Source organism: Xenorhabdus ishibashii (genome assembly GCF_002632755.1).
GTDB lineage: Bacteria > Pseudomonadota > Gammaproteobacteria > Enterobacterales > Enterobacteriaceae > Xenorhabdus > Xenorhabdus ishibashii.
Genome location: NZ_NJAK01000001.1, coordinates 1537704 through 1559177, shown reverse-complemented (window position 1 = coordinate 1559177; position 21474 = coordinate 1537704). Strand labels below are relative to the sequence as shown.

Here is a 21474-nt window from a genome sequence, read left to right as displayed (position 1 = left end):
TTTTTTCAAAAAAACTATTGCCAGCCCCAGAAAACTCCCTATAATGCGCCACCACTGACCGGCGATGTGCTGAAACAAGCCACGACGGTCGCAGAGAAAAGCGAAAATAATCGCTTGACTCTGGAGGCGAAAAGCGTAAGATACGCAGCCTCGCAACCCGGCAGAAACGGCCGGTTGCCAATGCTCTTTAACAAATTAATCAGACAATCTGTGTGGGCACTCGCAAGACACTATCTCAGCCGAAAGGCAAAAAAAGATTAAAGTCTTGAAGAGTGACTGACAGTTAATTCATTACGAACTAACAGTAGAATTCTTTGAGCATCAAACTTTTAATTGAAGAGTTTGATCATGGCTCAGATTGAACGCTGGCGGCAGGCCTAACACATGCAAGTCGAGCGGCAGCGGGGGAAAGCTTGCTTTCCTGCCGGCGAGCGGCGGACGGGTGAGTAATGTCTGGGGATCTGCCCGATGGAGGGGGATAACCACTGGAAACGGTGGCTAATACCGCATAACCTCTTTGGAGCAAAGTGGGGGACCTTCGGGCCTCACGCCATCGGATGAACCCAGATGGGATTAGCTAGTAGGTGGGGTAAAGGCTCACCTAGGCGACGATCCCTAGCTGGTCTGAGAGGATGACCAGCCACACTGGGACTGAGACACGGCCCAGACTCCTACGGGAGGCAGCAGTGGGGAATATTGCACAATGGGCGCAAGCCTGATGCAGCCATGCCGCGTGTATGAAGAAGGCCTTCGGGTTGTAAAGTACTTTCAGCGGGGAGGAAGGCGCAAGGTTGAATACACCTTGCGATTGACGTTACCCGCAGAAGAAGCACCGGCTAACTCCGTGCCAGCAGCCGCGGTAATACGGAGGGTGCAAGCGTTAATCGGAATTACTGGGCGTAAAGCGCACGCAGGCGGTCAATTAAGTTAGATGTGAAATCCCCGGGCTTAACCTGGGAATGGCATCTAAGACTGGTTGGCTAGAGTCTCGTAGAGGGGGGTGGAATTCCACGTGTAGCGGTGAAATGCGTAGAGATGTGGAGGAATACCGGTGGCGAAGGCGGCCCCCTGGACGAAGACTGACGCTCAGGTGCGAAAGCGTGGGGAGCAAACAGGATTAGATACCCTGGTAGTCCACGCTGTAAACGATGTCGATTTGGAGGTTGTGGCCTTGAGCTGTGGCTTCCGGAGCTAACGCGTTAAATCGACCGCCTGGGGAGTACGGTCGCAAGATTAAAACTCAAATGAATTGACGGGGGCCCGCACAAGCGGTGGAGCATGTGGTTTAATTCGATGCAACGCGAAGAACCTTACCTACTCTTGACATCCACGGAATTCTGCAGAGATGCGGAAGTGCCTTCGGGAACCGTGAGACAGGTGCTGCATGGCTGTCGTCAGCTCGTGTTGTGAAATGTTGGGTTAAGTCCCGCAACGAGCGCAACCCTTATCCTTTGTTGCCAGCACGTTATGGTGGGAACTCAAGGGAGACTGCCGGTGATAAACCGGAGGAAGGTGGGGATGACGTCAAGTCATCATGGCCCTTACGAGTAGGGCTACACACGTGCTACAATGGCGGATACAAAGAGAAGCGACCTCGCGAGAGCAAGCGGACCTCATAAAGTCTGTCGTAGTCCGGATTGGAGTCTGCAACTCGACTCCATGAAGTCGGAATCGCTAGTAATCGTAGATCAGAATGCTACGGTGAATACGTTCCCGGGCCTTGTACACACCGCCCGTCACACCATGGGAGTGGGTTGCAAAAGAAGTCGGTAGCTTAACCTTTTGGAGGGCGCTGACCACTTTGTGATTCATGACTGGGGTGAAGTCGTAACAAGGTAACCGTAGGGGAACCTGCGGTTGGATCACCTCCTTAACCAACGATGGTGAAATGTGAGTGTTCACACAGATTGTCTGATAGAAGAAGAGACGGGCTCGGTATAGGCTTGTAGCTCAGGTGGTTAGAGCGCACCCCTGATAAGGGTGAGGTCGGTGGTTCAAGTCCACTCAGGCCTACCAACTTTTTTTGTCCGATTCGATGGGGCTATAGCTCAGCTGGGAGAGCGCCTGCCTTGCACGCAGGAGGTCAGCGGTTCGATCCCGCTTAGCTCCACCATCCTCTTCTTAAATAACAAAAAGTATTTCAGAACACATTAAAAACAGTGTGTTATGGAATATTTGCTCTTTAACAATCTGGAACAAGCTGAAAATTTGAAACAATCGATGTTGTTGAACGATAACATTGATGAGTCTCTCAAAAACTCCAGTCCGAAGACACCTTCGGGTTGTGAGGTTAAGCGACTAAGCGTACACGGTGGATGCCTAGGCAGTCAGAGGCGATGAAGGACGTGCTAATCTGCGAAAAGCGCCGGTGAGCTGATATGAAGCGCTATCAGCCGGCGATGTCCGAATGGGGAAACCCAGTGCAATCCGTTGCACTATCCTTGCCTGAATTCATAGGGTAAGGAGGCGAACCGGGGGAACTGAAACATCTCAGTACCCCGAGGAAAAGAAATCAACCGAGATTCCCCCAGTAGCGGCGAGCGAACGGGGAGGAGCCCAGAGCCATCAGCGATAGGCGTGTCAGGAGAACGGTCTGGAAAGGCCGGCAGTAAAGGGTGAAAGCCCCGTATCCGAAGACATGCCTATTGTGAGCTCAACGAGTAGGGCGGGACACGTGGTATCCTGTCTGAACATGGGGGGACCATCCTCCAAGGCTAAATACTCCTGACTGACCGATAGTGAACCAGTACCGTGAGGGAAAGGCGAAAAGAACCCCGGCGAGGGGAGTGAAAGAGAACCTGAAACCGTGTACGTACAAGCAGTGGGAGCCTTGATTTATCAGGGTGACTGCGTACCTTTTGTATAATGGGTCAGCGACTTATATTCTGTAGCAAGGTTAACCGAATAGGGGAGCCGCAGGGAAACCGAGTCTTAACTGGGCGTTAAGTTGCAGGGTATAGACCCGAAACCCGGTGATCTAGCCATGGGCAGGTTGAAGGTTGGGTAACACTAACTGGAGGACCGAACCGACTAATGTTGAAAAATTAGCGGATGACTTGTGGCTGGGGGTGAAAGGCCAATCAAACCGGGAGATAGCTGGTTCTCCCCGAAAGCTATTTAGGTAGCGCCTCGTGAATTCATCTTCGGGGGTAGAGCACTGTTTCGGCTAGGGGGTCATCCCGACTTACCAACCCGATGCAAACTGCGAATACCGAAGAATGTTATCACGGGAGACACACGGCGGGTGCTAACGTCCGTCGTGAAGAGGGAAACAACCCAGACCGCCAGCTAAGGTCCCAAAGTCATGGTTAAGTGGGAAACGAAGTGGGAAGGCTCAGACAGCCAGGATGTTGGCTTAGAAGCAGCCATCATTTAAAGAAAGCGTAATAGCTCACTGGTCGAGTCGGCCTGCGCGGAAGATGTAACGGGGCTAAACCATGCACCGAAGCTGCGGCAGCGACATTTAGGTGTTGTTGGGTAGGGGAGCGTTCTGTAAGCCGGAGAAGGTGAACTGTGAGGTTTGCTGGAGGTATCAGAAGTGCGAATGCTGACATAAGTAACGATAAAGCGGGTGAAAAACCCGCTCGCCGGAAGACCAAGGGTTCCTGTCCAACGTTAATCGGGGCAGGGTGAGTCGACCCCTAAGGCGAGGCCGAAAGGCGTAGTCGATGGGAAACGGGTTAATATTCCCGTACTCGGTGTGGCTGCGAAGGGGGGACGGAGAAGGCTATGTCATCCGGGCGACGGTCGTCCCGGTTTAAGCGTGTAGGCTGGCATCCCAGGGAAATCCGGGGTGCTTTAAGGCTGAGGCGTGATGACGAGGCACTATGGTGCTGAAGTGACAGATGCCCTGCTTCCAGGAAAAGCCTCTAAGCATCAGGTCACATTGAATCGTACCCCAAACCGACACAGGTGGTCAGGTAGAGAATACTCAGGCGCTTGAGAGAACTCGGGTGAAGGAACTAGGCAAAATGGTGCCGTAACTTCGGGAGAAGGCACGCTGGCGTTAGGTGAAGGGACATGCGCCCGGAGCCGAGGCCAGTCGCAGATACCAGCTGGCTGCAACTGTTTAATAAAAACACAGCACTGTGCAAACACGAAAGTGGACGTATACGGTGTGACGCCTGCCCGGTGCTGGAAGGTTAATTGATGGGGTTAGCCGCAAGGCGAAGCTCTTGATCGAAGCCCCAGTAAACGGCGGCCGTAACTATAACGGTCCTAAGGTAGCGAAATTCCTTGTCGGGTAAGTTCCGACCTGCACGAATGGCGTAATGATGGCCAGGCTGTCTCCACCCGAGACTCAGTGAAATTGAACTCGCTGTGAAGATGCAGTGTACCCGCGGCAAGACGGAAAGACCCCGTGAACCTTTACTATAGCTTGACACTGAACCTTGAGCCTTGATGTGTAGGATAGGTGGGAGGCTGTGAAGTGTGGACGCCAGTCTGCACGGAGCCATCCTTGAAATACCACCCTTGAATGTTTGATGTTCTAACGTAGGCCCGTGAACCGGGTTGCGGACAGTGTCTGGTGGGTAGTTTGACTGGGGCGGTCTCCTCCCAAAGCGTAACGGAGGAGCACGAAGGTTAGCTAATCACGGTCGGACATCGTGAGGTTAGTGCAAAGGCATAAGCTAGCTTGACTGCGAGAGTGACGGCTCGAGCAGGTACGAAAGTAGGTCTTAGTGATCCGGTGGTTCTGAATGGAAGGGCCATCGCTCAACGGATAAAAGGTACTCCGGGGATAACAGGCTGATACCGCCCAAGAGTTCATATCGACGGCGGTGTTTGGCACCTCGATGTCGGCTCATCACATCCTGGGGCTGAAGTAGGTCCCAAGGGTATGGCTGTTCGCCATTTAAAGTGGTACGCGAGCTGGGTTTAGAACGTCGTGAGACAGTTCGGTCCCTATCTGCCGTGGGCGTTGGAAGATTGCAAGGGGCTGCTCCTAGTACGAGAGGACCGGAGTGGACGCACCACTGGTGTTCGGGTTGTCATGCCAATGGCACTGCCCGGTAGCTAAGTGCGGAAGAGATAACCGCTGAAAGCATCTAAGCGGGAAACTTGCCTTAAGATGAGTCTTCCCTTGTCCCTTGAGGACACTGAAGGAACGTTCGAGACGAGGACGTAGATAGGCTGGGTGTGTAAGCGTTGCGAGACGTTGAGCTAACCAGTACTAATGAACCGTGCGGCTTAACCTGACAACACCGAAGGTGTTTTGGGCATGAGAGAAGACAGTTTCAGAGAAAAAACAGCTTGTTCGGGATTGAAAACAGGATTTGTCTGGCGGCAAGAGCGCGGTGGTCCCACCTGACCCCATGCCGAACTCAGCAGTGAAACGCCGTAGCGCCGATGGTAGTGTGGGGTCTCCCCATGCGAGAGTAGGGAACTGCCAGACATCACTTTATAAGTGTTGCCCATTTGGCAACACTTTTTATTTTTAGCATTTGCTGCTGATATGGCTCAGTTGGTAGAGCACACCCTTGGTAAGGGTGAGGTCCCCAGTTCGAATCTGGGTATCAGCACCATGAATAGTATGTTCGGCAAATAAAACAGAATTTGCTTGGCGGCAATAGCGCGGCGGTCCCACCTGACCCCATGCCGAACTCAGTAGTGAAACGCCGTAGCGCCGATGGTAGTGTGGGGTCTCCCCATGTGAGAGTAGGGAACTGCCAAGCTTTAATACCAGTCAAAAGGCCACTCATATGAGTGGCCTTTTGCATTTATGGTTCTTTTTGATTTCCATCAACAGATAGATGTTAGGTAATAACGACTTCCTTATCTTTCAAATATAGAGTCTGATAGACTACGACTTAAATTACCCTATTGAGTTTGAAATGAATGTCTGCCTGTCAATCTACTCAACTAAAAGCGTTTAACACGTTTGGCATTTCAGCCAGTGCTGATCATATCGGTATAGCTACTTCTATTGAATCGCTTTTGGCCTTATGGCAAGAAGCGATGAAAAAGCATCACCCTGTTTTATTGTTGGGAGGAGGAAGTAATGTCCTTTTCACCAAAAATTTTAAAGGCACTGTGATTTTAAATCGTATTCTTGGTATCAATATACAAGAGTCAGATGCTGCATGGCATATTCATGTTGGTGCAGGTGAAAATTGGCATAAACTAATTACTTATTTATTTAAACAACAGATCTATGGTTTGGAAAATTTAGCCTTGATCCCTGGAAATGTTGGCTCTGCTCCAATCCAGAATATTGGGGCATATGGAGTTGAATTTAAACATGTCTGTGAATATGTGGATTTTGTTGAGCTAAAAACAGGTAATTCAATCCGTCTAACAGCGAATGAGTGTCAATTTGCGTATAGAGACAGCATTTTTAAGCGCCAATATAAAGATGGTTATGTTATCACCGCGGTTGGTTTACGTTTAAATAAGAGATGGGAGCCAATTTTAACCTACGGCGCTTTATCACAGTTCTCACGAGAAAAAGTCACGCCAGAACAAATATTCGATGCTGTGTGTGAAATGCGTCAGAGTAAATTGCCAGATCCTGCATTGATAGGTAATGCAGGCAGTTTCTTCAAAAATCCTATTATATCAATTGAGTTAGCATACAGTATTAAGTCTGAATATCCCGGCTGTCCTCAATACCCTCATGATGAGCATAGCGTAAAGATTGCTGCGGGTTGGCTGATCGAACAATGTCAATTGAAGGGTTATGCTATTGGTGGCGCTGCCGTACACATGAAACAGGCATTAGTATTAATTAATAAAGGTAATGCAACGGGACAAGATGTCACTGCCTTGGCTGCTTATATTCGCAATAAAGTTGCAGAAAAATTTAATATATTCTTAGAGCCTGAGGTACGCTTCATTGGCAGTACAGGTGAAATAGATGCAGTGGAATGTATTTCATGAAAGATATTAGTACCCCATTAAAATTAATTAAAGTTTTATCCGACGGCGAAATTCATTCAGGCCAGCAACTTGGACAAGAATTGGGAATGAGCCGAGCAGGAATTAATAAACATATTCAAACTATTCGTGAATGGGGAGTAGAGGTTCTTACTCTTCCTGGTAAAGGTTACCGCTTTCCTGCCCCTATGGATCTTTTGGATAAAGAAATTATTGAAAATTATCTTCCTAATGATTGCATTGAAGTGATATCTGTTATTGACTCCACGAATCAATATATCCTGGAAAAGTTAGCAGAGCTCGATTCAGGAGATGCCTGTGTAGCAGAATATCAATATGCTGGTAGGGGGCGTCGTGGTAGAAAGTGGATTTCAGCATTTGGTCGAAACTTATATCTATCTATGTATTGGCGTTTGGAACAAGGGCCAGCAGCAGCGATAGGTTTAAGTTTAGTGGTTGGTATTATCATTGCAGAAGTTCTTAATCGCCAGGGAGCCGATAGAGTAAAAGTAAAATGGCCAAATGATTTATATTTAGATGATAAAAAATTGGCTGGAATATTGGTCGAGCTGACGGGAAAAACGGGAGATGCAGCCCATGTTGTTATCGGAATCGGCATGAATATTTCGATGAGTAGCGATCAACAAAAATCAATTAAACAAAATTGGACTAATTTACAGCAATCAGGAACGATTATTGAACGGAATAAATTGGTTGCAGAAATCATAGTGGAACTTAAAAAAGCATTAATCCAGTTTGAAAATGAAGGACTAACTTCTTTCATTCCTCGGTGGTTTGAATTAGATAATTTTATTAATCGCCAGGTGAAATTAATTATTGGTGATCAGGAAGTTCATGGAATAGCTCGCGGAATAGATCAACAAGGGGCTTTGTTACTTGATATTAATGGTATTGTTAGTCCTTATATCGGCGGCGAAATTTCCTTGAGAGGTTGTTGAATGTAAAGCCGGAAATATTTCCGGCTTTTTGTTTTATTTTCTTAATCTGACACTTTCAATTGTGTGATTGATTCCTTTCGTCATAATCAAGCTAGCCCGTTCTCTCGTTGGTAAGATGTTTTGTCGTAAGTTTAATCCGTTAATTTCTTGCCAAATACTCGATGCTACATTTATCGCTTCTTCTTTAGTCAGTTTAGAATAATTGTGGAAATAAGAATCAGGATCTGAAAAAGCGCCTTGTCGAAATTTAAGAAAACGATTGACGTACCATTGCTCGAGTAATTTTTCTGGTGCATCTACATAAATAGAAAAATCAACAAAATCAGAAACAAATACATGATGTGGCTCATGTGGATAATCCATACCACTTTGTAATACGTTTAAGCCTTCAAGGATAAGAATATCTGGTTTTTCGATAATAAGTTGTTCATCAGGAACGATGTCATAGCTCAGGTGAGAGTATACCGGCGCGGTGACTTTTTCTGCGCCTGATTTGATATCAGCGACAAATTTGACCAAGTTACGCATATCATAGGATTCAGGGAATCCTTTTTTTTTCATTAATCCACGTTCATTTAATATATTGTTGGAGTGCAAAAAACCATCTGTTGTCACTAACTTGACACGACGATGCTCTGGCCAACGGCTTAGTAATGCTTGTAATAAACGTGCGGTTGTACTTTTTCCGACAGCAACGCTGCCTGCTATACCAATAACATAAGGTATTTTTTGCTCATCTGTTCCTAGAAACTGCTCAAGAACAGCCTGCCGCCGTAAATTGGAGCTAATGTAAAAATTGAGTAGGCGTGACAATGGAAGATAGATTTCAATCACTTCATCTATTGAAATTTCTTCATTGATCCCCTTTAAAGCTGCAACTTCTTCTTCTGTTAATGTTAAAGGCACTGAGTCACGTAATGTTGCCCAATGTTTACGGTCAAATTGTAAATATGGAGTTGTCAAAAAAGATTCTTTCTTATTCATAAGCCAACATCTGCCTGTCTATGCAGGTTGGACAGGTTGTTGAGAACACCCGTATCCGACAAAAAATAAATCTCATCATATCGGTTGCATTATCGTAGGCGTAGAATTTTTTATGATTTTAGTAATTTTTTTGATGGTAAATGCAAAAATATGAAAAAAATGTATGATTTCTGAGGTTGTTATGACCATCAGTTTCTCTCTTTATATAAAAAGAAGGACAAGGATAATACAAATAAGTTTTAAAAATATTGGAAGGTACATTTATTTGTTCTTCCTACACAAGGGTTGTTTGTTTGATATTTGAGCTAAAACTATTGAAAAAAACACCAGAAACATTAGAAGTGTGTGTTTTGTGAGCAAAAGAATAAAAAAAACAATTTTTTTGTTGCATCGAAGGCCAACTCTTCCTAGAATGCGCAGCACTTGATGCCGGCATAGCTCAGTTGGTAGAGCAACTGACTTGTAATCAGTAGGTCCCGAGTTCGACTCTTGGTGCCGGCACCATTAAAAATTTGGAAAGGTGGGGTTCCCGAGCGGCCAAAGGGAGCAGACTGTAAATCTGCCGTCACAGACTTCGAAGGTTCGAATCCTTCCCCCACCACCATTAACCAGTTTCGATCTTGAGTGTTCTGCTCGGGTTATACTCCAGAAAAAACACTTGAGATATAGTATACAACTGATTAAAGTCAGGTAGCCGAGTTCACGCGGGCATCGTATAATGGCTATTACCTCAGCCTTCCAAGCTGATGATGCGGGTTCGATTCCCGCTGCCCGCTCCAAGATGTGCTGATATAGCTCAGTTGGTAGAGCACACCCTTGGTAAGGGTGAGGTCGGCAGTTCGAATCTGCCTATCAGCACCACTTCTTCTGTTCTTACCTCCTGATTTTCTTCCTGTAAATATCTCGCAAGCAATTGCTTGGTTGATGTGGTGAAACCACCGATTCCGTGTCTTAGAGGGACAACCTAATGTCTAAAGAAAAGTTTGAACGTTCAAAACCGCACGTTAACGTTGGTACTATCGGCCACGTTGACCACGGTAAAACTACCCTGACTGCTGCAATCACTACCGTTCTGGCAAAAACTTACGGCGGTAGCGCACGTGCATTCGACCAGATCGATAACGCACCAGAAGAAAAAGCTCGTGGTATCACCATTTCTACTTCTCACGTAGAGTACGATACCCCAACTCGTCACTACGCACACGTTGACTGCCCAGGCCACGCCGACTACGTGAAAAATATGATCACTGGTGCGGCTCAGATGGACGGTGCGATCCTGGTAGTTGCTGCGACTGATGGCCCAATGCCACAGACTCGTGAGCACATCCTGCTGGGTCGTCAGGTAGGCGTTCCTTACATCATCGTGTTCCTGAACAAATGTGACATGGTCGATGATGAAGAGCTGCTGGAACTGGTAGAAATGGAAGTCCGTGAGCTGCTGTCTCAGTACGATTTCCCAGGCGACGACACCCCAATCATCCGTGGTTCTGCGCTGAAAGCGCTGGAAGGCGATGCAGAGTGGGAAGCGAAAGTTATCGAACTGGCAGAAGCCCTGGATTCTTACATCCCAGAGCCAGAGCGTGACATTGACAAGCCATTCCTGCTGCCAATCGAAGACGTATTCTCCATCTCTGGCCGTGGTACGGTAGTGACCGGTCGTGTAGAGCGCGGTATCGTTAAAGTCGGTGACGAAGTTGAAATCGTAGGTATCAAAGAAACGACTAAAACCACTTGTACTGGCGTTGAAATGTTCCGCAAACTGCTGGACGAAGGCCGTGCAGGTGAGAACGTAGGTGTTCTGCTGCGTGGTACTAAGCGTGATGACGTTGAACGTGGTCAGGTTCTGGCGAAGCCAGGCTCTATCCACCCACACACCCAGTTCGAATCTGAAGTGTATATCCTGAGCAAAGATGAAGGTGGCCGTCATACTCCATTCTTCAAAGGTTACCGTCCACAGTTCTACTTCCGTACCACTGACGTAACCGGTACTATCGAACTGCCAGAAGGCGTAGAGATGGTAATGCCAGGTGACAACATCAACATGGTAGTAAACCTGATTGCCCCAATCGCAATGGACGAAGGTCTGCGTTTCGCAATCCGTGAAGGTGGCCGTACTGTAGGTGCCGGTGTTGTTGCTAAAGTTATTGCTTAATCTTTGATTATTCAAAGATTATGAGGAAGAGGAGCCAAAGCTCCTCTTTTTTTATTTGAGCCACCATAATTTGGTGGTTTTTTTGTGTTCAAAAATAGAAACAATAATTGAAGTGAGATTTATTTTCATTTACTATTTTGGGTATCGCTTATTTTATAAGCGTAAACAATTTTAGATATGGGTATTTTGTTTGACTTAAATAGTCATCAAAAGTGTGTAAAGAGTTTAGAAGAGTGCTTCTATGTATGTTTGTCTCTGCAATGCAGTAAGTGATAAAGCCATACGTAATGCTGTTCATCAGCAACATATTCGTTCTATCAGAGAGCTGAGGAATTTTGTTCCTGTAGGAAGCGACTGTGGAAAATGCATACGTCAAGCACGTGAAATAATGAATGAGGAGATTGCCCTACTGCCTTCAATAAATAATGTTGCCTAAAATAAGCACAATTTTCTTGCAATTACTCTGCTAAATTAGTACTACACTTAGTTACTGGAAGCGGAGGAACTTGTTATGAAAGGTGATAAAAAAATAATTGCACATTTGAATAAACTTCTCGGTAATGAACTTGTCGCCATCAATCAATATTTCTTACATGCCCGAATGTTTAAGAACTGGGGATTGATGCGCTTGAATGAAGTTGAGTATCACGAGTCCATTGATGAGATGAAGCACGCAGATAAATTTATCGAGCGTATTCTTTTTCTGGAGGGGGTGCCAAATCTACAAGATTTGGGCAAGCTCAATATCGGAGAAGATGTAGAAGAAATGCTGAAATCTGATCTGGAATTAGAATTACGTGGTGTTAAGGATCTCAGAGAAGCAATCGCATATGCCGATTCAGTTCATGATTATGTCAGTAGAGACTTGATGATAGAGGTACTTACTGATGAAGAAAATCATATAGATTGGTTAGAAATTCAACTTGAATTGATAACTAAAATTGGAATACAAAATTACATTCAATCTCAGCTTAGTGAAGAAGAATAGCTATAATTTTGCCGCCCTATAATTTGATATATTTTGATGTATATAGGGCGTTTTTCTTTCATTTTCTTTCTTGCTTTCCTCTTTCTTGTAGTACTTTTTGCATAAATTTCACTCTTAATATTGCTTTGTGGGTAAATTCACGTATAATGCGCGGGCTTACCTACAAGAGTAGGACTGATTATTATCAGTAATGAACGGTGAATCGCCGTCATTTAAAATACCCCCGATATGGGGGTTATGCACAGAACGATTACACTCCCCCATCAACCGAAATGGGTGCGAGGAGTAGTCATTTACGTTTATAAAATAGTTGGAGCTCTGGTCTCATGCAGAACCAAAGAATCCGTATCCGCCTGAAAGCATTTGATCATCGTTTGATCGATCAATCAACTGCGGAAATCGTAGAGACTGCGAAGCGCACTGGTGCGCAGGTTCGTGGTCCGATCCCTCTGCCAACTCGTAAAGAGCGTTTTACCGTTCTGATTTCTCCACACGTTAATAAAGATGCGCGTGATCAGTACGAAATTCGCACTCACAAACGTCTGGTTGACATCGTTGAGCCAACCGAGAAAACCGTTGATGCTCTGATGCGTCTGGATCTGGCTGCTGGTGTAGATGTGCAGATCAGCCTGGGTTAATCAGGTCATTGAACGATTAAGAGGTTGAAACAATGATTGGTTTAGTCGGTAAAAAAGTGGGCATGACTCGCATCTTCACTGAAGATGGCGTTTCAATCCCTGTAACTGTTATCGAAATCGAAAATAACCGTGTAACTCAAGTTAAAAACAAAGAGACTGACGGTTATCGTGCAATTCAGGTAACGGCTGGTAACAAAAAAGCTAGCCGTGTTAATAAACCTGAAGCAGGTCATTTCGCTAAAGCTGGCGTTGAAGCTGGCCGCATTCTGCGCGAATTCCGCTTGTCAGAAGACGATGCTGAATTCACTGTAGGTCAAAGCATTAGCGTTGAAATTTTCGCTGACGTTAAAAAAGTTGACGTTACTGGTACATCTAAAGGTAAAGGTTTCGCGGGTACTGTTAAACGCTGGAACTTCCGTACTCAGGATGCTACCCATGGTAACTCCTTGTCTCACCGCGTTCCGGGTTCTATCGGTCAGAACCAGACTCCGGGCAAGGTATTTAAAGGCAAGAAAATGGCAGGCCAACTGGGTAATGAGCGTGTAACCGTTCAGAGCTTAGATGTAGTACGTGTTGACGCTGAGCGTAACCTGCTGCTGGTCAAAGGTGCTGTTCCAGGTGCAACGAACAGCAACCTGATCGTAAAACCGGCTGTCAAGGCGTAACGTCAAGGAGATAGGAATGGAATTGGTAATGAAAGACGCGCAAAGCGCGCTGACTGTTTCCGAAACTACCTTCGGGCGTGATTTCAATGAAGCGCTTGTGCATCAAGTAGTTGTTGCGTATGCAGCTGGTGCTCGTCAAGGTACTCGTGCTCAGAAAACTCGTGCTGAAGTTTCTGGTTCAGGTAAAAAACCATGGCGTCAGAAAGGCACTGGTCGTGCGCGTTCTGGTTCTATTAAGAGTCCAATTTGGCGCTCTGGTGGTGTAACTTTCGCAGCGAAACCACAGGACCACAGTCAAAAAGTTAATAAAAAGATGTACCGTGGTGCTCTGAAAAGCATCCTGTCTGAACTGGTACGTCAAGATCGTCTGATCGTTGTCGAGAAGTTCTCTGTTGAAGCACCTAAGACTAAGTTGCTGGTACAGAAACTGAAAGAAATGGCTCTGGAAGACGTGCTGATTATCACTGGCGAAGTTGATGAGAACCTGTTCTTGGCAGCTCGTAACCTGTATAAGGTTGACGTTCGTGATACAGCGGGTATCGATCCTGTAAGCCTGATTGCCTTCGACAAAGTGGTTATGACTGCTGAAGCTGTGAAGCAAGTTGAGGAGATGCTGGCATGATCCGTGAAGAACGTCTGCTGAAAGTACTGCGCGCGCCGCACGTATCTGAAAAAGCTTCTACAGCGATGGAAAAAAGCAACACCATCGTTCTCAAAGTTGCGAAAGACGCGACTAAAGCAGAGATCAAAGCTGCCGTACAGAAACTGTTTGAAGTTGAAGTTGAAGGTGTAAACACTTTGCTGGTTAAAGGTAAAGTTAAACGCCACGGACAGCGTATTGGTCGTCGTAGCGACTGGAAAAAGGCTTACGTCACCTTGAAAGAAGGCCAGAATCTGGACTTCGTTGGCGGCGCTGAGTAAGTCGGAGGAGTAAAGAACAATGGCAATTGTTAAATGTAAACCTACGTCTCCGGGCCGTCGCCACGTTGTTAAAGTGGTTAACCCTGAGCTGCATAAGGGTAAACCTTATGCCCCGTTGTTGGAAAAAAACAACAAAACTGGTGGTCGTAACAACAATGGTCGTATTACCACTCGTCACATCGGTGGTGGCCATAAACAGCATTATCGTCTGATTGACTTCAAACGTAACAAAGATGGTATCCCTGCTGTTGTTGAGCGTCTGGAATATGATCCAAACCGTTCAGCAAACATCGCACTGGTTCTGTACAAAGACGGTGAGCGTCGTTACATCCTTGCGCCTAAGGGTCTGAAAGCGGGTGATCAAATCCAATCTGGTGCTGATTCAGCGATCAAGACTGGTAACGCCCTGCCAATGCGCAACATCCCGGTTGGTTCTACTGTTCACAACATAGAAATGAAACCAGGTAAAGGCGGCCAGTTGGCTCGTTCAGCAGGTGCTTATGCTCAGATCGTTGCACGTGATGGTTCTTATGTGACCTTACGTCTGCGTTCTGGTGAAATGCGTAAAATCCTGTCTGATTGCCGTGCTACTTTAGGTGAAGTTGGTAACGCAGAACATATGCTGCGCGTTCTGGGTAAAGCTGGTGCAAGCCGCTGGCGTGGTATTCGTCCTACCGTTCGTGGTACGGCGATGAACCCAGTAGACCATCCACATGGTGGTGGTGAAGGTCGTAACTTTGGTAAACACCCTGTAACTCCATGGGGCATTCAAACCAAAGGTAAGAAGACCCGTAGCAACAAACGTACTGATCAATATATTGTACGTCGCCGTTCTAAAAAATAATTAGAGGATAAACCATGCCACGTTCTCTCAAGAAAGGTCCATTTATTGACCTGCACTTGCTGAAGAAGGTAGAGAAAGCGGTGGAAAGCGGAGACAAAAAGCCTATTAAGACTTGGTCCCGTCGTTCAACGATCTTTCCTAACATGATCGGTTTGACCATCGCTGTCCATAATGGTCGTCAGCATGTTCCAGTTTTTGTTTCCGACGAAATGGTTGGTCATAAACTGGGTGAATTCGCGCCGACCCGTACTTATCGCGGCCATGCGGCCGATAAAAAGGCTAAAAAGCGCTAAGGTAGGAGGAAGAGATGGAAACTATCGCTAAACATCGCCACGCTCGTTCTTCTGCTCAGAAGGTTCGCCTTGTGGCTGACCTGATTCGCGGTAAGAAAGTGTCGCAAGCTCTGGAAACTCTGACCTATACCAACAAAAAAGCTGCTGGTTTAGTGAAGAAAGTACTTGAGTCTGCTATTGCTAACGCAGAACACAACGATGGCGCTGACATCGATGATCTGAAAGTCACGAAAATTTTCGTAGACGAAGGCCCAACTATGAAGCGTATTATGCCTCGTGCCAAAGGCCGTGCAGATCGTATCTTGAAGCGCACCAGCCACATCACTGTGGTTGTGTCCGATCGCTGAGACTCTGGAGACTAGCAATGGGTCAGAAAGTACATCCTAATGGTATTCGTCTGGGGATTGTCAAACCTTGGAACTCTACCTGGTATGCGAATACCAAAGAATTCGCTGACAACCTGGACAGCGACTTTAAAGTTCGCCAGTACTTGAACAAAGAACTGGTTAAAGCATCTATTTCACGTATCGTTATCGAACGTCCTGCGAAAAGCATCCGTGTAACCATTCACACTGCTCGTCCAGGTATTGTAATCGGTAAAAAAGGTGAAGACGTTGAAAAACTGCGTAAGGCTGTAGCGAATATCGCTGGCGTTCCTGCGCAGATTAATATTGCCGAAGTGCGTAAACCTGAACTGGACGCAAAACTGGTTGCTGACAGTATCAGCTCACAGTTGGAACGCCGTGTGATGTTCCGCCGTGCGATGAAACGTGCTGTACAGAACGCTATGCGTCTGGGCGCTAAAGGTATCAAAGTGGAAGTCAGCGGCCGTCTGGGCGGTGCTGAAATTGCACGTACTGAGTGGTATCGTGAAGGTCGTGTACCTCTGCATACTCTGCGTGCGGATATCGACTACAATACTTCTGAAGCGCACACCACTTATGGTGTAATCGGCGTTAAGGTATGGATCTTCAAAGGTGAGATCCTGGGTGGTATGGCTGCAGTTGAACAGGCGGAAAAACCGGCTGCTCAACCTAAAAAGCAGCAGCGTAAAGGCCGCAAGTAAGGAGAGTCGCTGATGTTACAACCAAAGCGTACGAAATTCCGTAAAGTGCACAAAGGCCGCAACCGCGGTCTGGCTGCAGGTGCGGATGTTAGCTTCGGCACTTTCGGTCTGAAAGCTGTGGGCCGTGGTCGTCTGACCGCTCGTCAGATCGAAGCGGCACGTCGTGCTATGACCCGTGCAATTAAACGTCAAGGTAAAATCTGGATCCGTGTGTTCCCAGACAAACCTATCACCGAAAAGCCACTCGAAGTGCGTATGGGTAAAGGTAAAGGTAACGTAGAATACTGGGTTGCCTTGATCCAGCCCGGTAAAGTCCTGTATGAAATGGATGGTGTGCCTGAAGAGCTGGCTCGTGAAGCATTCAAGCTGGCAGCAGCGAAACTGCCTATCAAAACCACCTTTGTAACTAAGACGGTGATGTAATGAAAGCACAAGAGCTGCGCGAAAAAAGCGTTGAAGAGCTGAACACTGAGCTGCTGAACCTGTTACGTGAACAATTCAATCTGCGTATGCAGGCGGCAAGTGGCCAGCTGCAACAGTCTCACCTGTTGAAACAAGTGCGTCGTAATATTGCACGCGTTAAGACTTTACTGACTGAGAAGGCGGGTGCGTAATGACCGATAAAATCCGTACTCTGCAAGGTCGTGTTGTTAGCGACAAAATGGAAAAATCCATTGTTGTTGCTATTGAGCGTAAGGTGAAACACCCATTGTATGGTAAGTTCATCAAACGTACGACCAAACTGCACGTACATGACGAGAACAATGAATGTGGAATTGGTGATGTAGTGGAAATCCGCGAAACCCGTCCACTGTCTAAGACTAAATCTTGGACTTTAGTTCGCGTTGTAGAGAAAGCGGTTCTATAATAGATCGCTGTATCGTATGAAATAAACGGCCCAAAAATAATGGGGCCGTTTATTTTTCTGTCCATCGCGAAGATGTGGTGTTATAATGCCGCGCCCTCGTAGTATGGGATATTGAAACGGCCTCTTTAAAAATAAAGTGGCTCAGTAGTAGTTGACATTTAGCGGAGCACTAAAATGATCCAAGAACAGACTATGCTGAACGTGGCCGACAACTCCGGTGCACGTCGCGTAATGTGTATCAAGGTTCTAGGTGGCTCGCACCGTCGCTACGCAGACGTCGGTGATATCATCAAGATCACTATCAAGGAAGCAATTCCTCGTGGTAAGGTGAAAAAAGGTGATGTCCTGAAAGCGGTAGTGGTGCGCACCAAGAAGGGTGTTCGTCGCCCGGACGGTTCTGTCATTCGCTTCGATAGCAACGCTTGCGTATTGTTAAACAATAATAGTGAGCAAGTTATCGGTACGCGTATTTTTGGGCCGGTGACTCGTGAACTTCGTAATGAAAAGTTCATGAAAATTATCTCTCTGGCACCTGAAGTACTCTAAGGAGCAGGCAATGGCAGCGAAAATCCGTCGTGATGACGAAATTATCGTGCTGACTGGTAAAGACAAAGGTAAGCGCGGTAAAGTAAAACAGGTTCTTTCTTCTGGTAAAATCATTGTTGAAGGCATTAACCTGGTTAAAAAACATCAGAAACCAGTTCCGGCTCTGAACCAACCAGGTGGCATCGTTGAAAAAGAAGCAGCTATCGATGTTTCTAACGTTGCAATCTTCAACGCAGCAACCGGCAAGGCTGACCGTATAGGTTTTAGATTCGAAGAAGGTAAAAAAGTACGTTTCTTCAAATCTAATAACGAAACTATCAAGTAATTTGGAGTGTACGATGGCGAAACTGCATGATTACTACAAAGACGAGGTAATCAAAAAACTGATGAATCAGTTTGGTTACCATTCTGTCATGCAAGTCCCTCGGGTCGAGAAGATCACCCTGAACATGGGTGTTGGTGAAGCAATTGCTGATAAAAAACTGCTGGATAACGCAGCGGCTGACTTGACAGCAATCTCTGGTCAGAAGCCATTGATCACCAAAGCACGCAAATCAGTTGCAGGCTTCAAAATCCGTCAGGGCTATCCAATCGGCTGTAAAGTAACCCTGCGTGGAAAACGCATGTGGGAGTTCTTTGAACGCCTGATTTCTATTGCTGTACCACGTATCCGTGACTTCCGTGGTTTGTCCGCTAAATCATTTGATGGTCGTGGTAACTACAGCATGGGTGTTCGTGAGCAAATCATCTTCCCTGAAATCGATTACGATAAAGTGGATCGTGTACGTGGTTTGGATATCACTATCACCACTACTGCGAAATCTGATGATGAAGGTCGCGCACTGTTGGCTGCGTTTAACTTCCCGTTCCGCAAGTAAGGCAGGGTACTCATGGCTAAGCAATCAATGAAAGCACGTGATGTAAAACGTGCGAAATTAGCTGAGAAATTCTTCGCAAAACGCGTTGAACTGAAAGCGATCATCTCTGATGTAAACGCATCTGATGAAGACCGTTGGAATGCTGTTCTTAAGCTGCAAACACTGCCACGTGATTCCAGCCCTTGCCGTCAGCGTAACCGCTGCCGTCAGACTGGGCGTCCGCATGCATTTTTGCGGAAGTTTGGGTTGAGCCGTATTAAAGTCCGTGAAGCCGCTATGCGCGGTGAAATCCCGGGCCTTAAAAAGGCTAGCTGGTAATTGTCACCAATTGAATCACGGGAGTAAAGACAGATGAGCATGCAAGATCCGATCGCGGATATGCTGACCCGTATCCGTAACGGTCAGGCCGCGAATAAAGTTGCGGTCACCATGCCTTCCTCCAAGCTGAAAGTGGCAATTGCCAAGGTGCTGAAGGAAGAAGGTTACATTGAAGATTTTAAAATCGAAGGCGACACTAAGCCAGAACTGGAAATTACTTTGAAGTATTTCCAAGGTAAGGCTGTTGTAGAAAGCATTCAGCGTGTAAGCCGCCCAAGTCTGCGCATCTATAAAAAGAAAGATGAGCTGCCACAAGTTATGGCTGGTTTGGGAATCGCTGTTGTTTCTACCTCTAAAGGTGTAATGACTGATCGTGCAGCTCGCCAGGCTGGTCTTGGTGGCGAGATTCTCTGCTACGTAGCTTAATTCGGGAGGAAAGAATGTCTCGTGTTGCAAAAGCACCCGTCGTCATTCCTGCCGGCGTAGAGGTTAAACTCGACGGTCAGGTTATTTCGATTAAGGGTAAAAACGGCGAGCTAAGTCGTAAAATCCATAACGCAGTTGAAGTTAATCATGCGGATAGCCAACTGACTTTCGCTCCGCGCGAAGGTTTTGCTGACGCTTGGGCGCAGGCAGGTACAACTCGTTCTCTGCTGAATGCTATGGTTATTGGTGTTAACGAAGGTTTCACTAAGAAGCTTCAACTGGTTGGTGTTGGTTATCGTGCAGCAGTTAAAGGCAACGTAGTTAGCTTGTCTTTAGGCTTCTCGCATCCGGTTGAGCATCAGCTGCCAGCAGGCATCACTGCGGAATGCCCATCACAAACTGAAATCGTACTGAAAGGTGCTGATAAGCAGGTGATTGGTCAGGTTGCGGCAGATTTGCGTGCCTATCGTCGTCCTGAGCCATATAAAGGCAAGGGTGTTCGTTACGCCGATGAAGTCGTGCGTACCAAAGAGGCTAAGAAGAAGTAAGGTAACACTATGGATAAGAAAGCAGCTCGTATCCGTCGTGCGACCCGCGCACGCCGCAAGCTCAAAGAACTGGGTGCGACTCGCCTGGTGGTACATCGTACCCCTCGCCATATTTATGCGCAGGTTATCGCACCAAATGGTTCTGAAACTCTGGTGGCCGCTTCTACAACAGAAAAAGCTATCAGTGAACAACTGAAATTTACTGGAAACAAAGAGGCCGCAGCATTAGTTGGTAAGATTGTTGCTGAACGTGCTCTGGAAAAAGGCATCAAAGATGTATCCTTTGACCGTTCTGGTTTCCAATATCATGGTAGAGTCCAGGCACTGGCAGATGCTGCCCGTGAAGCTGGCCTTCAGTTCTAAGGTAGAGGTGTAAGATGGCTCACATCGAAAAACAAGCTGGCGAACTGCAGGAAAAGCTGATCGCGGTAAACCGCGTATCTAAAACCGTTAAAGGTGGCCGTATTTTCAGCTTTACAGCACTGACTGTAGTTGGTGATGGTAACGGTCGCGTTGGTTTTGGCTACGGCAAAGCACGCGAAGTTCCGGCAGCAATCCAGAAAGCGATGGAAAAAGCACGTCGCAATATGAAAACCGTCGCACTTAACAGCGGCACTTTGTACCATCCAGTGAAAGGCTCTCACACCGGTTCTCGCGTGTTCATGCAGCCTGCTCATGAAGGTACAGGTATCATCGCCGGTGGTGCGATGCGTGCTGTTCTAGAAGTAGCTGGAGTTCGTAACGTACTGGCTAAAACCTACGGTTCCACTAACCCAATTAACGTGGTTCGTGCAACTCTGGATGCTTTAGACAGCATGAAGTCTCCAGAAATGGTCGCAGCTAAGCGTGGCAAATCCGTCGAAGAAATTCTGGGGTAATGACCATGGCTAAGACTATTAAAATTACTCAGGTTCGCAGCTCAATTGGTCGTTTGCCGAAACATAAGGCAACTCTGACTGGTTTAGGTCTGCGTCGCATTGGGCATACTGTTGAACGTGAAGATACACCAGCTATTCGCGGTATGGTCAACTTGGTTTCCTATATGGTTAAAGTTGAGGAGTAACAGATGCGCTTAAATACTCTGTCTCCGGCTGAAGGTGCAAAGCATGCACCTAAACGTGTAGGTCGTGGTATTGGTTCTGGTCTGGGTAAAACCGGCGGTCGTGGTCACAAAGGTCAGAAGTCTCGTTCTGGCGGTGGCGTTCGTCGTGGTTTTGAAGGCGGCCAGATGCCTTTATACCGTCGTTTGCCAAAATTTGGTTTCACTTCACGTAAGGCAATGGTCACCGCAGAAATTCGTCTGTCTGATTTTGCCCGCGTTGAAGGCGATGTTATCGATCTGAATGCACTGAAAGCTGCTAACATTATTGGCCCTCAAATTGAATTCGCAAAAGTAATGCTTTCTGGCGAAGTCAATCGCGCAGTAACTGTGCGTGGCTTGCGTGTTACTAAAGGCGCCCGTGCTGCAATTGAAGCTGCTGGCGGTAAAATCGAGGAATAAGTA

The 21474-nt window shown here is 46.7% G+C and carries 27 protein-coding genes, 7 tRNA genes and 4 rRNA genes; 37 read left to right on the top strand and 1 reads right to left on the bottom strand.

The annotated features are described in order from the left end of the window. Window positions 1-330: 330 nt before the first annotated feature. The 9 genes from Xish_RS07450 (at window position 331) to birA (ending at window position 7835) form a co-directional block, all read left to right on the top strand. Window positions 331-1873 (top strand): 16S ribosomal RNA (locus tag Xish_RS07450). 66 nt (window positions 1874-1939) lie between these two features. Then, window positions 1940-2016 (top strand) — tRNA-Ile (locus tag Xish_RS07445). A 21-nt stretch (window positions 2017-2037) separates the two neighbouring features. After that, window positions 2038-2113 (top strand) — tRNA-Ala (locus Xish_RS07440). A 175-nt stretch (window positions 2114-2288) separates the two neighbouring features. Then, a 23S ribosomal RNA gene (locus Xish_RS07435) occupies window positions 2289-5198 on the top strand. Window positions 5199-5279: 81 nt separating this feature from the next. Next, window positions 5280-5395 (top strand): 5S ribosomal RNA (rrf, locus tag Xish_RS07430). Between the two features lie 54 nt (window positions 5396-5449). Continuing rightward, window positions 5450-5525 (top strand) — tRNA-Thr (locus tag Xish_RS07425). 34 nt (window positions 5526-5559) lie between these two features. After that, window positions 5560-5675 (top strand): 5S ribosomal RNA (gene rrf, locus Xish_RS07420). Together the 16S, 23S and 5S rRNA genes with 3 tRNA genes alongside form the textbook arrangement of a ribosomal RNA operon. A gap of 163 nt (window positions 5676-5838) precedes the next feature. Beyond that, window positions 5839-6879 (top strand): UDP-N-acetylmuramate dehydrogenase, encoded by a 1041-nt coding sequence (gene murB, locus Xish_RS07415; RefSeq protein ID WP_099117321.1) that lies wholly within the window; start codon window positions 5839-5841, stop codon window positions 6877-6879. Continuing rightward, window positions 6876-7835, top strand: coding sequence for a bifunctional biotin--[acetyl-CoA-carboxylase] ligase/biotin operon repressor BirA (gene birA / locus Xish_RS07410; protein WP_099117320.1), 960 nt, complete (start codon window positions 6876-6878; stop codon window positions 7833-7835). Before murB ends, birA begins: the two co-directional genes overlap by 4 nt. 33 nt (window positions 7836-7868) lie before the next feature. On the opposite strand, the gene coaA is transcribed toward birA, so the two are convergent. Next, window positions 7869-8819, bottom strand: coding sequence for a type I pantothenate kinase (gene coaA / locus Xish_RS07405; protein ID WP_099117319.1), 951 nt, complete (start codon window positions 8817-8819; stop codon window positions 7869-7871). Window positions 8820-9247: 428 nt separating this feature from the next. On the opposite strand from coaA, the gene Xish_RS07400 reads away from it, so the two are divergent. From Xish_RS07400 to rplO, 28 genes are all read left to right on the top strand, one after another. Beyond that, window positions 9248-9323 (top strand) — tRNA-Thr (locus tag Xish_RS07400). 15 nt (window positions 9324-9338) lie between these two features. After that, window positions 9339-9423 (top strand) — tRNA-Tyr (locus Xish_RS07395). Window positions 9424-9523: 100 nt separating this feature from the next. Further along, window positions 9524-9598, top strand: a tRNA-Gly gene (locus Xish_RS07390). A 6-nt stretch (window positions 9599-9604) separates the two neighbouring features. After that, a tRNA-Thr gene (locus Xish_RS07385) sits at window positions 9605-9680 on the top strand. 106 nt (window positions 9681-9786) lie between these two features. Then, the gene (gene tuf, locus Xish_RS07380; RefSeq protein WP_099117318.1) at window positions 9787-10971 is read left to right on the top strand and encodes an elongation factor Tu; all 1185 of its coding nucleotides are present in this window, start codon (window positions 9787-9789) and stop codon (window positions 10969-10971) included. 241 nt (window positions 10972-11212) lie between these two features. Next, a complete protein-coding gene (gene bfd, locus Xish_RS07375) occupies window positions 11213-11407 on the top strand; it encodes a bacterioferritin-associated ferredoxin (RefSeq protein WP_099117317.1) in 195 nt (64 codons plus the stop codon). Between the two features lie 75 nt (window positions 11408-11482). Then, window positions 11483-11959, top strand: coding sequence for a bacterioferritin (gene bfr / locus Xish_RS07370; protein ID WP_099117316.1), 477 nt, complete (start codon window positions 11483-11485; stop codon window positions 11957-11959). Between the two features lie 326 nt (window positions 11960-12285). Next, window positions 12286-12597 carry a 30S ribosomal protein S10 gene (gene rpsJ, locus Xish_RS07365; RefSeq protein ID WP_001181005.1) on the top strand — a complete coding sequence of 104 codons (312 nt, stop codon included), beginning with the start codon at window positions 12286-12288 and terminating at the stop codon, window positions 12595-12597. Window positions 12598-12629: 32 nt separating this feature from the next. Next, a complete protein-coding gene (rplC, locus tag Xish_RS07360) occupies window positions 12630-13262 on the top strand; it encodes a 50S ribosomal protein L3 (protein WP_099117315.1) in 633 nt (210 codons plus the stop codon). A 16-nt stretch (window positions 13263-13278) separates the two neighbouring features. Continuing rightward, entirely contained in the window at window positions 13279-13884 is a 606-nt protein-coding gene (gene rplD, locus Xish_RS07355; protein WP_074024774.1) for a 50S ribosomal protein L4, read from the top strand. After that, on the top strand, window positions 13881-14183 hold the full coding sequence (gene rplW, locus Xish_RS07350) for a 50S ribosomal protein L23 (RefSeq protein WP_038269605.1): 303 nt from the start codon (window positions 13881-13883) through the stop codon (window positions 14181-14183). The genes rplD and rplW overlap by 4 nt, the downstream gene beginning before the upstream one ends. Window positions 14184-14202: 19 nt before the next feature. After that, window positions 14203-15027 (top strand): 50S ribosomal protein L2, encoded by an 825-nt coding sequence (rplB, locus tag Xish_RS07345; RefSeq protein ID WP_074021479.1) that lies wholly within the window; start codon window positions 14203-14205, stop codon window positions 15025-15027. 14 nt (window positions 15028-15041) lie between these two features. After that, a complete protein-coding gene (gene rpsS, locus Xish_RS07340; protein ID WP_011148791.1) occupies window positions 15042-15320 on the top strand; it encodes a 30S ribosomal protein S19 in 279 nt (92 codons plus the stop codon). 14 nt (window positions 15321-15334) lie between these two features. Beyond that, complete coding sequence (gene rplV, locus Xish_RS07335; RefSeq protein WP_010847481.1) at window positions 15335-15667, top strand: 50S ribosomal protein L22; 333 nt, start codon at window positions 15335-15337, stop codon at window positions 15665-15667. Window positions 15668-15684: 17 nt separating this feature from the next. After that, entirely contained in the window at window positions 15685-16386 is a 702-nt protein-coding gene (rpsC, locus tag Xish_RS07330) for a 30S ribosomal protein S3 (RefSeq protein WP_074021480.1), read from the top strand. A gap of 12 nt (window positions 16387-16398) precedes the next feature. Then, window positions 16399-16809, top strand: coding sequence for a 50S ribosomal protein L16 (rplP, locus tag Xish_RS07325; protein ID WP_012990491.1), 411 nt, complete (start codon window positions 16399-16401; stop codon window positions 16807-16809). Then, window positions 16809-17000 (top strand): 50S ribosomal protein L29, encoded by a 192-nt coding sequence (gene rpmC, locus Xish_RS07320; RefSeq protein WP_010847484.1) that lies wholly within the window; start codon window positions 16809-16811, stop codon window positions 16998-17000. The genes rplP and rpmC overlap by 1 nt, the downstream gene beginning before the upstream one ends. Continuing rightward, window positions 17000-17254: a 30S ribosomal protein S17 gene (rpsQ, locus tag Xish_RS07315; RefSeq protein WP_010847485.1), complete on the top strand. Its 255-nt coding sequence runs from the start codon at window positions 17000-17002 to the stop codon at window positions 17252-17254. Before rpmC ends, rpsQ begins: the two co-directional genes overlap by 1 nt. A 174-nt stretch (window positions 17255-17428) precedes the next feature. Then, entirely contained in the window at window positions 17429-17800 is a 372-nt protein-coding gene (gene rplN, locus Xish_RS07310) for a 50S ribosomal protein L14 (RefSeq protein WP_004246955.1), read from the top strand. Between the two features lie 10 nt (window positions 17801-17810). Then, complete coding sequence (rplX, locus tag Xish_RS07305) at window positions 17811-18125, top strand: 50S ribosomal protein L24 (protein WP_099117314.1); 315 nt, start codon at window positions 17811-17813, stop codon at window positions 18123-18125. 13 nt (window positions 18126-18138) lie between these two features. Then, entirely contained in the window at window positions 18139-18678 is a 540-nt protein-coding gene (gene rplE / locus Xish_RS07300; protein WP_099117313.1) for a 50S ribosomal protein L5, read from the top strand. 12 nt (window positions 18679-18690) lie between these two features. Further along, complete coding sequence (gene rpsN, locus Xish_RS07295; protein WP_010847489.1) at window positions 18691-18996, top strand: 30S ribosomal protein S14; 306 nt, start codon at window positions 18691-18693, stop codon at window positions 18994-18996. A 33-nt stretch (window positions 18997-19029) separates the two neighbouring features. Next, entirely contained in the window at window positions 19030-19422 is a 393-nt protein-coding gene (rpsH, locus tag Xish_RS07290; RefSeq protein ID WP_038240479.1) for a 30S ribosomal protein S8, read from the top strand. Between the two features lie 14 nt (window positions 19423-19436). Then, entirely contained in the window at window positions 19437-19970 is a 534-nt protein-coding gene (rplF, locus tag Xish_RS07285; RefSeq protein ID WP_074021488.1) for a 50S ribosomal protein L6, read from the top strand. A 9-nt stretch (window positions 19971-19979) separates the two neighbouring features. After that, on the top strand, window positions 19980-20333 hold the full coding sequence (gene rplR / locus Xish_RS07280) for a 50S ribosomal protein L18 (protein ID WP_047771700.1): 354 nt from the start codon (window positions 19980-19982) through the stop codon (window positions 20331-20333). A gap of 14 nt (window positions 20334-20347) precedes the next feature. Beyond that, a complete protein-coding gene (rpsE, locus tag Xish_RS07275) occupies window positions 20348-20848 on the top strand; it encodes a 30S ribosomal protein S5 (RefSeq protein WP_045968057.1) in 501 nt (166 codons plus the stop codon). 5 nt (window positions 20849-20853) lie between these two features. Continuing rightward, window positions 20854-21033, top strand: a complete 180-nt coding sequence (gene rpmD, locus Xish_RS07270; RefSeq protein WP_045968059.1) for a 50S ribosomal protein L30 — start codon at window positions 20854-20856, stop codon at window positions 21031-21033. 3 nt (window positions 21034-21036) lie between these two features. Continuing rightward, on the top strand, window positions 21037-21471 hold the full coding sequence (gene rplO, locus Xish_RS07265; protein ID WP_045960137.1) for a 50S ribosomal protein L15: 435 nt from the start codon (window positions 21037-21039) through the stop codon (window positions 21469-21471). Window positions 21472-21474: the final 3 nt, after the last annotated feature.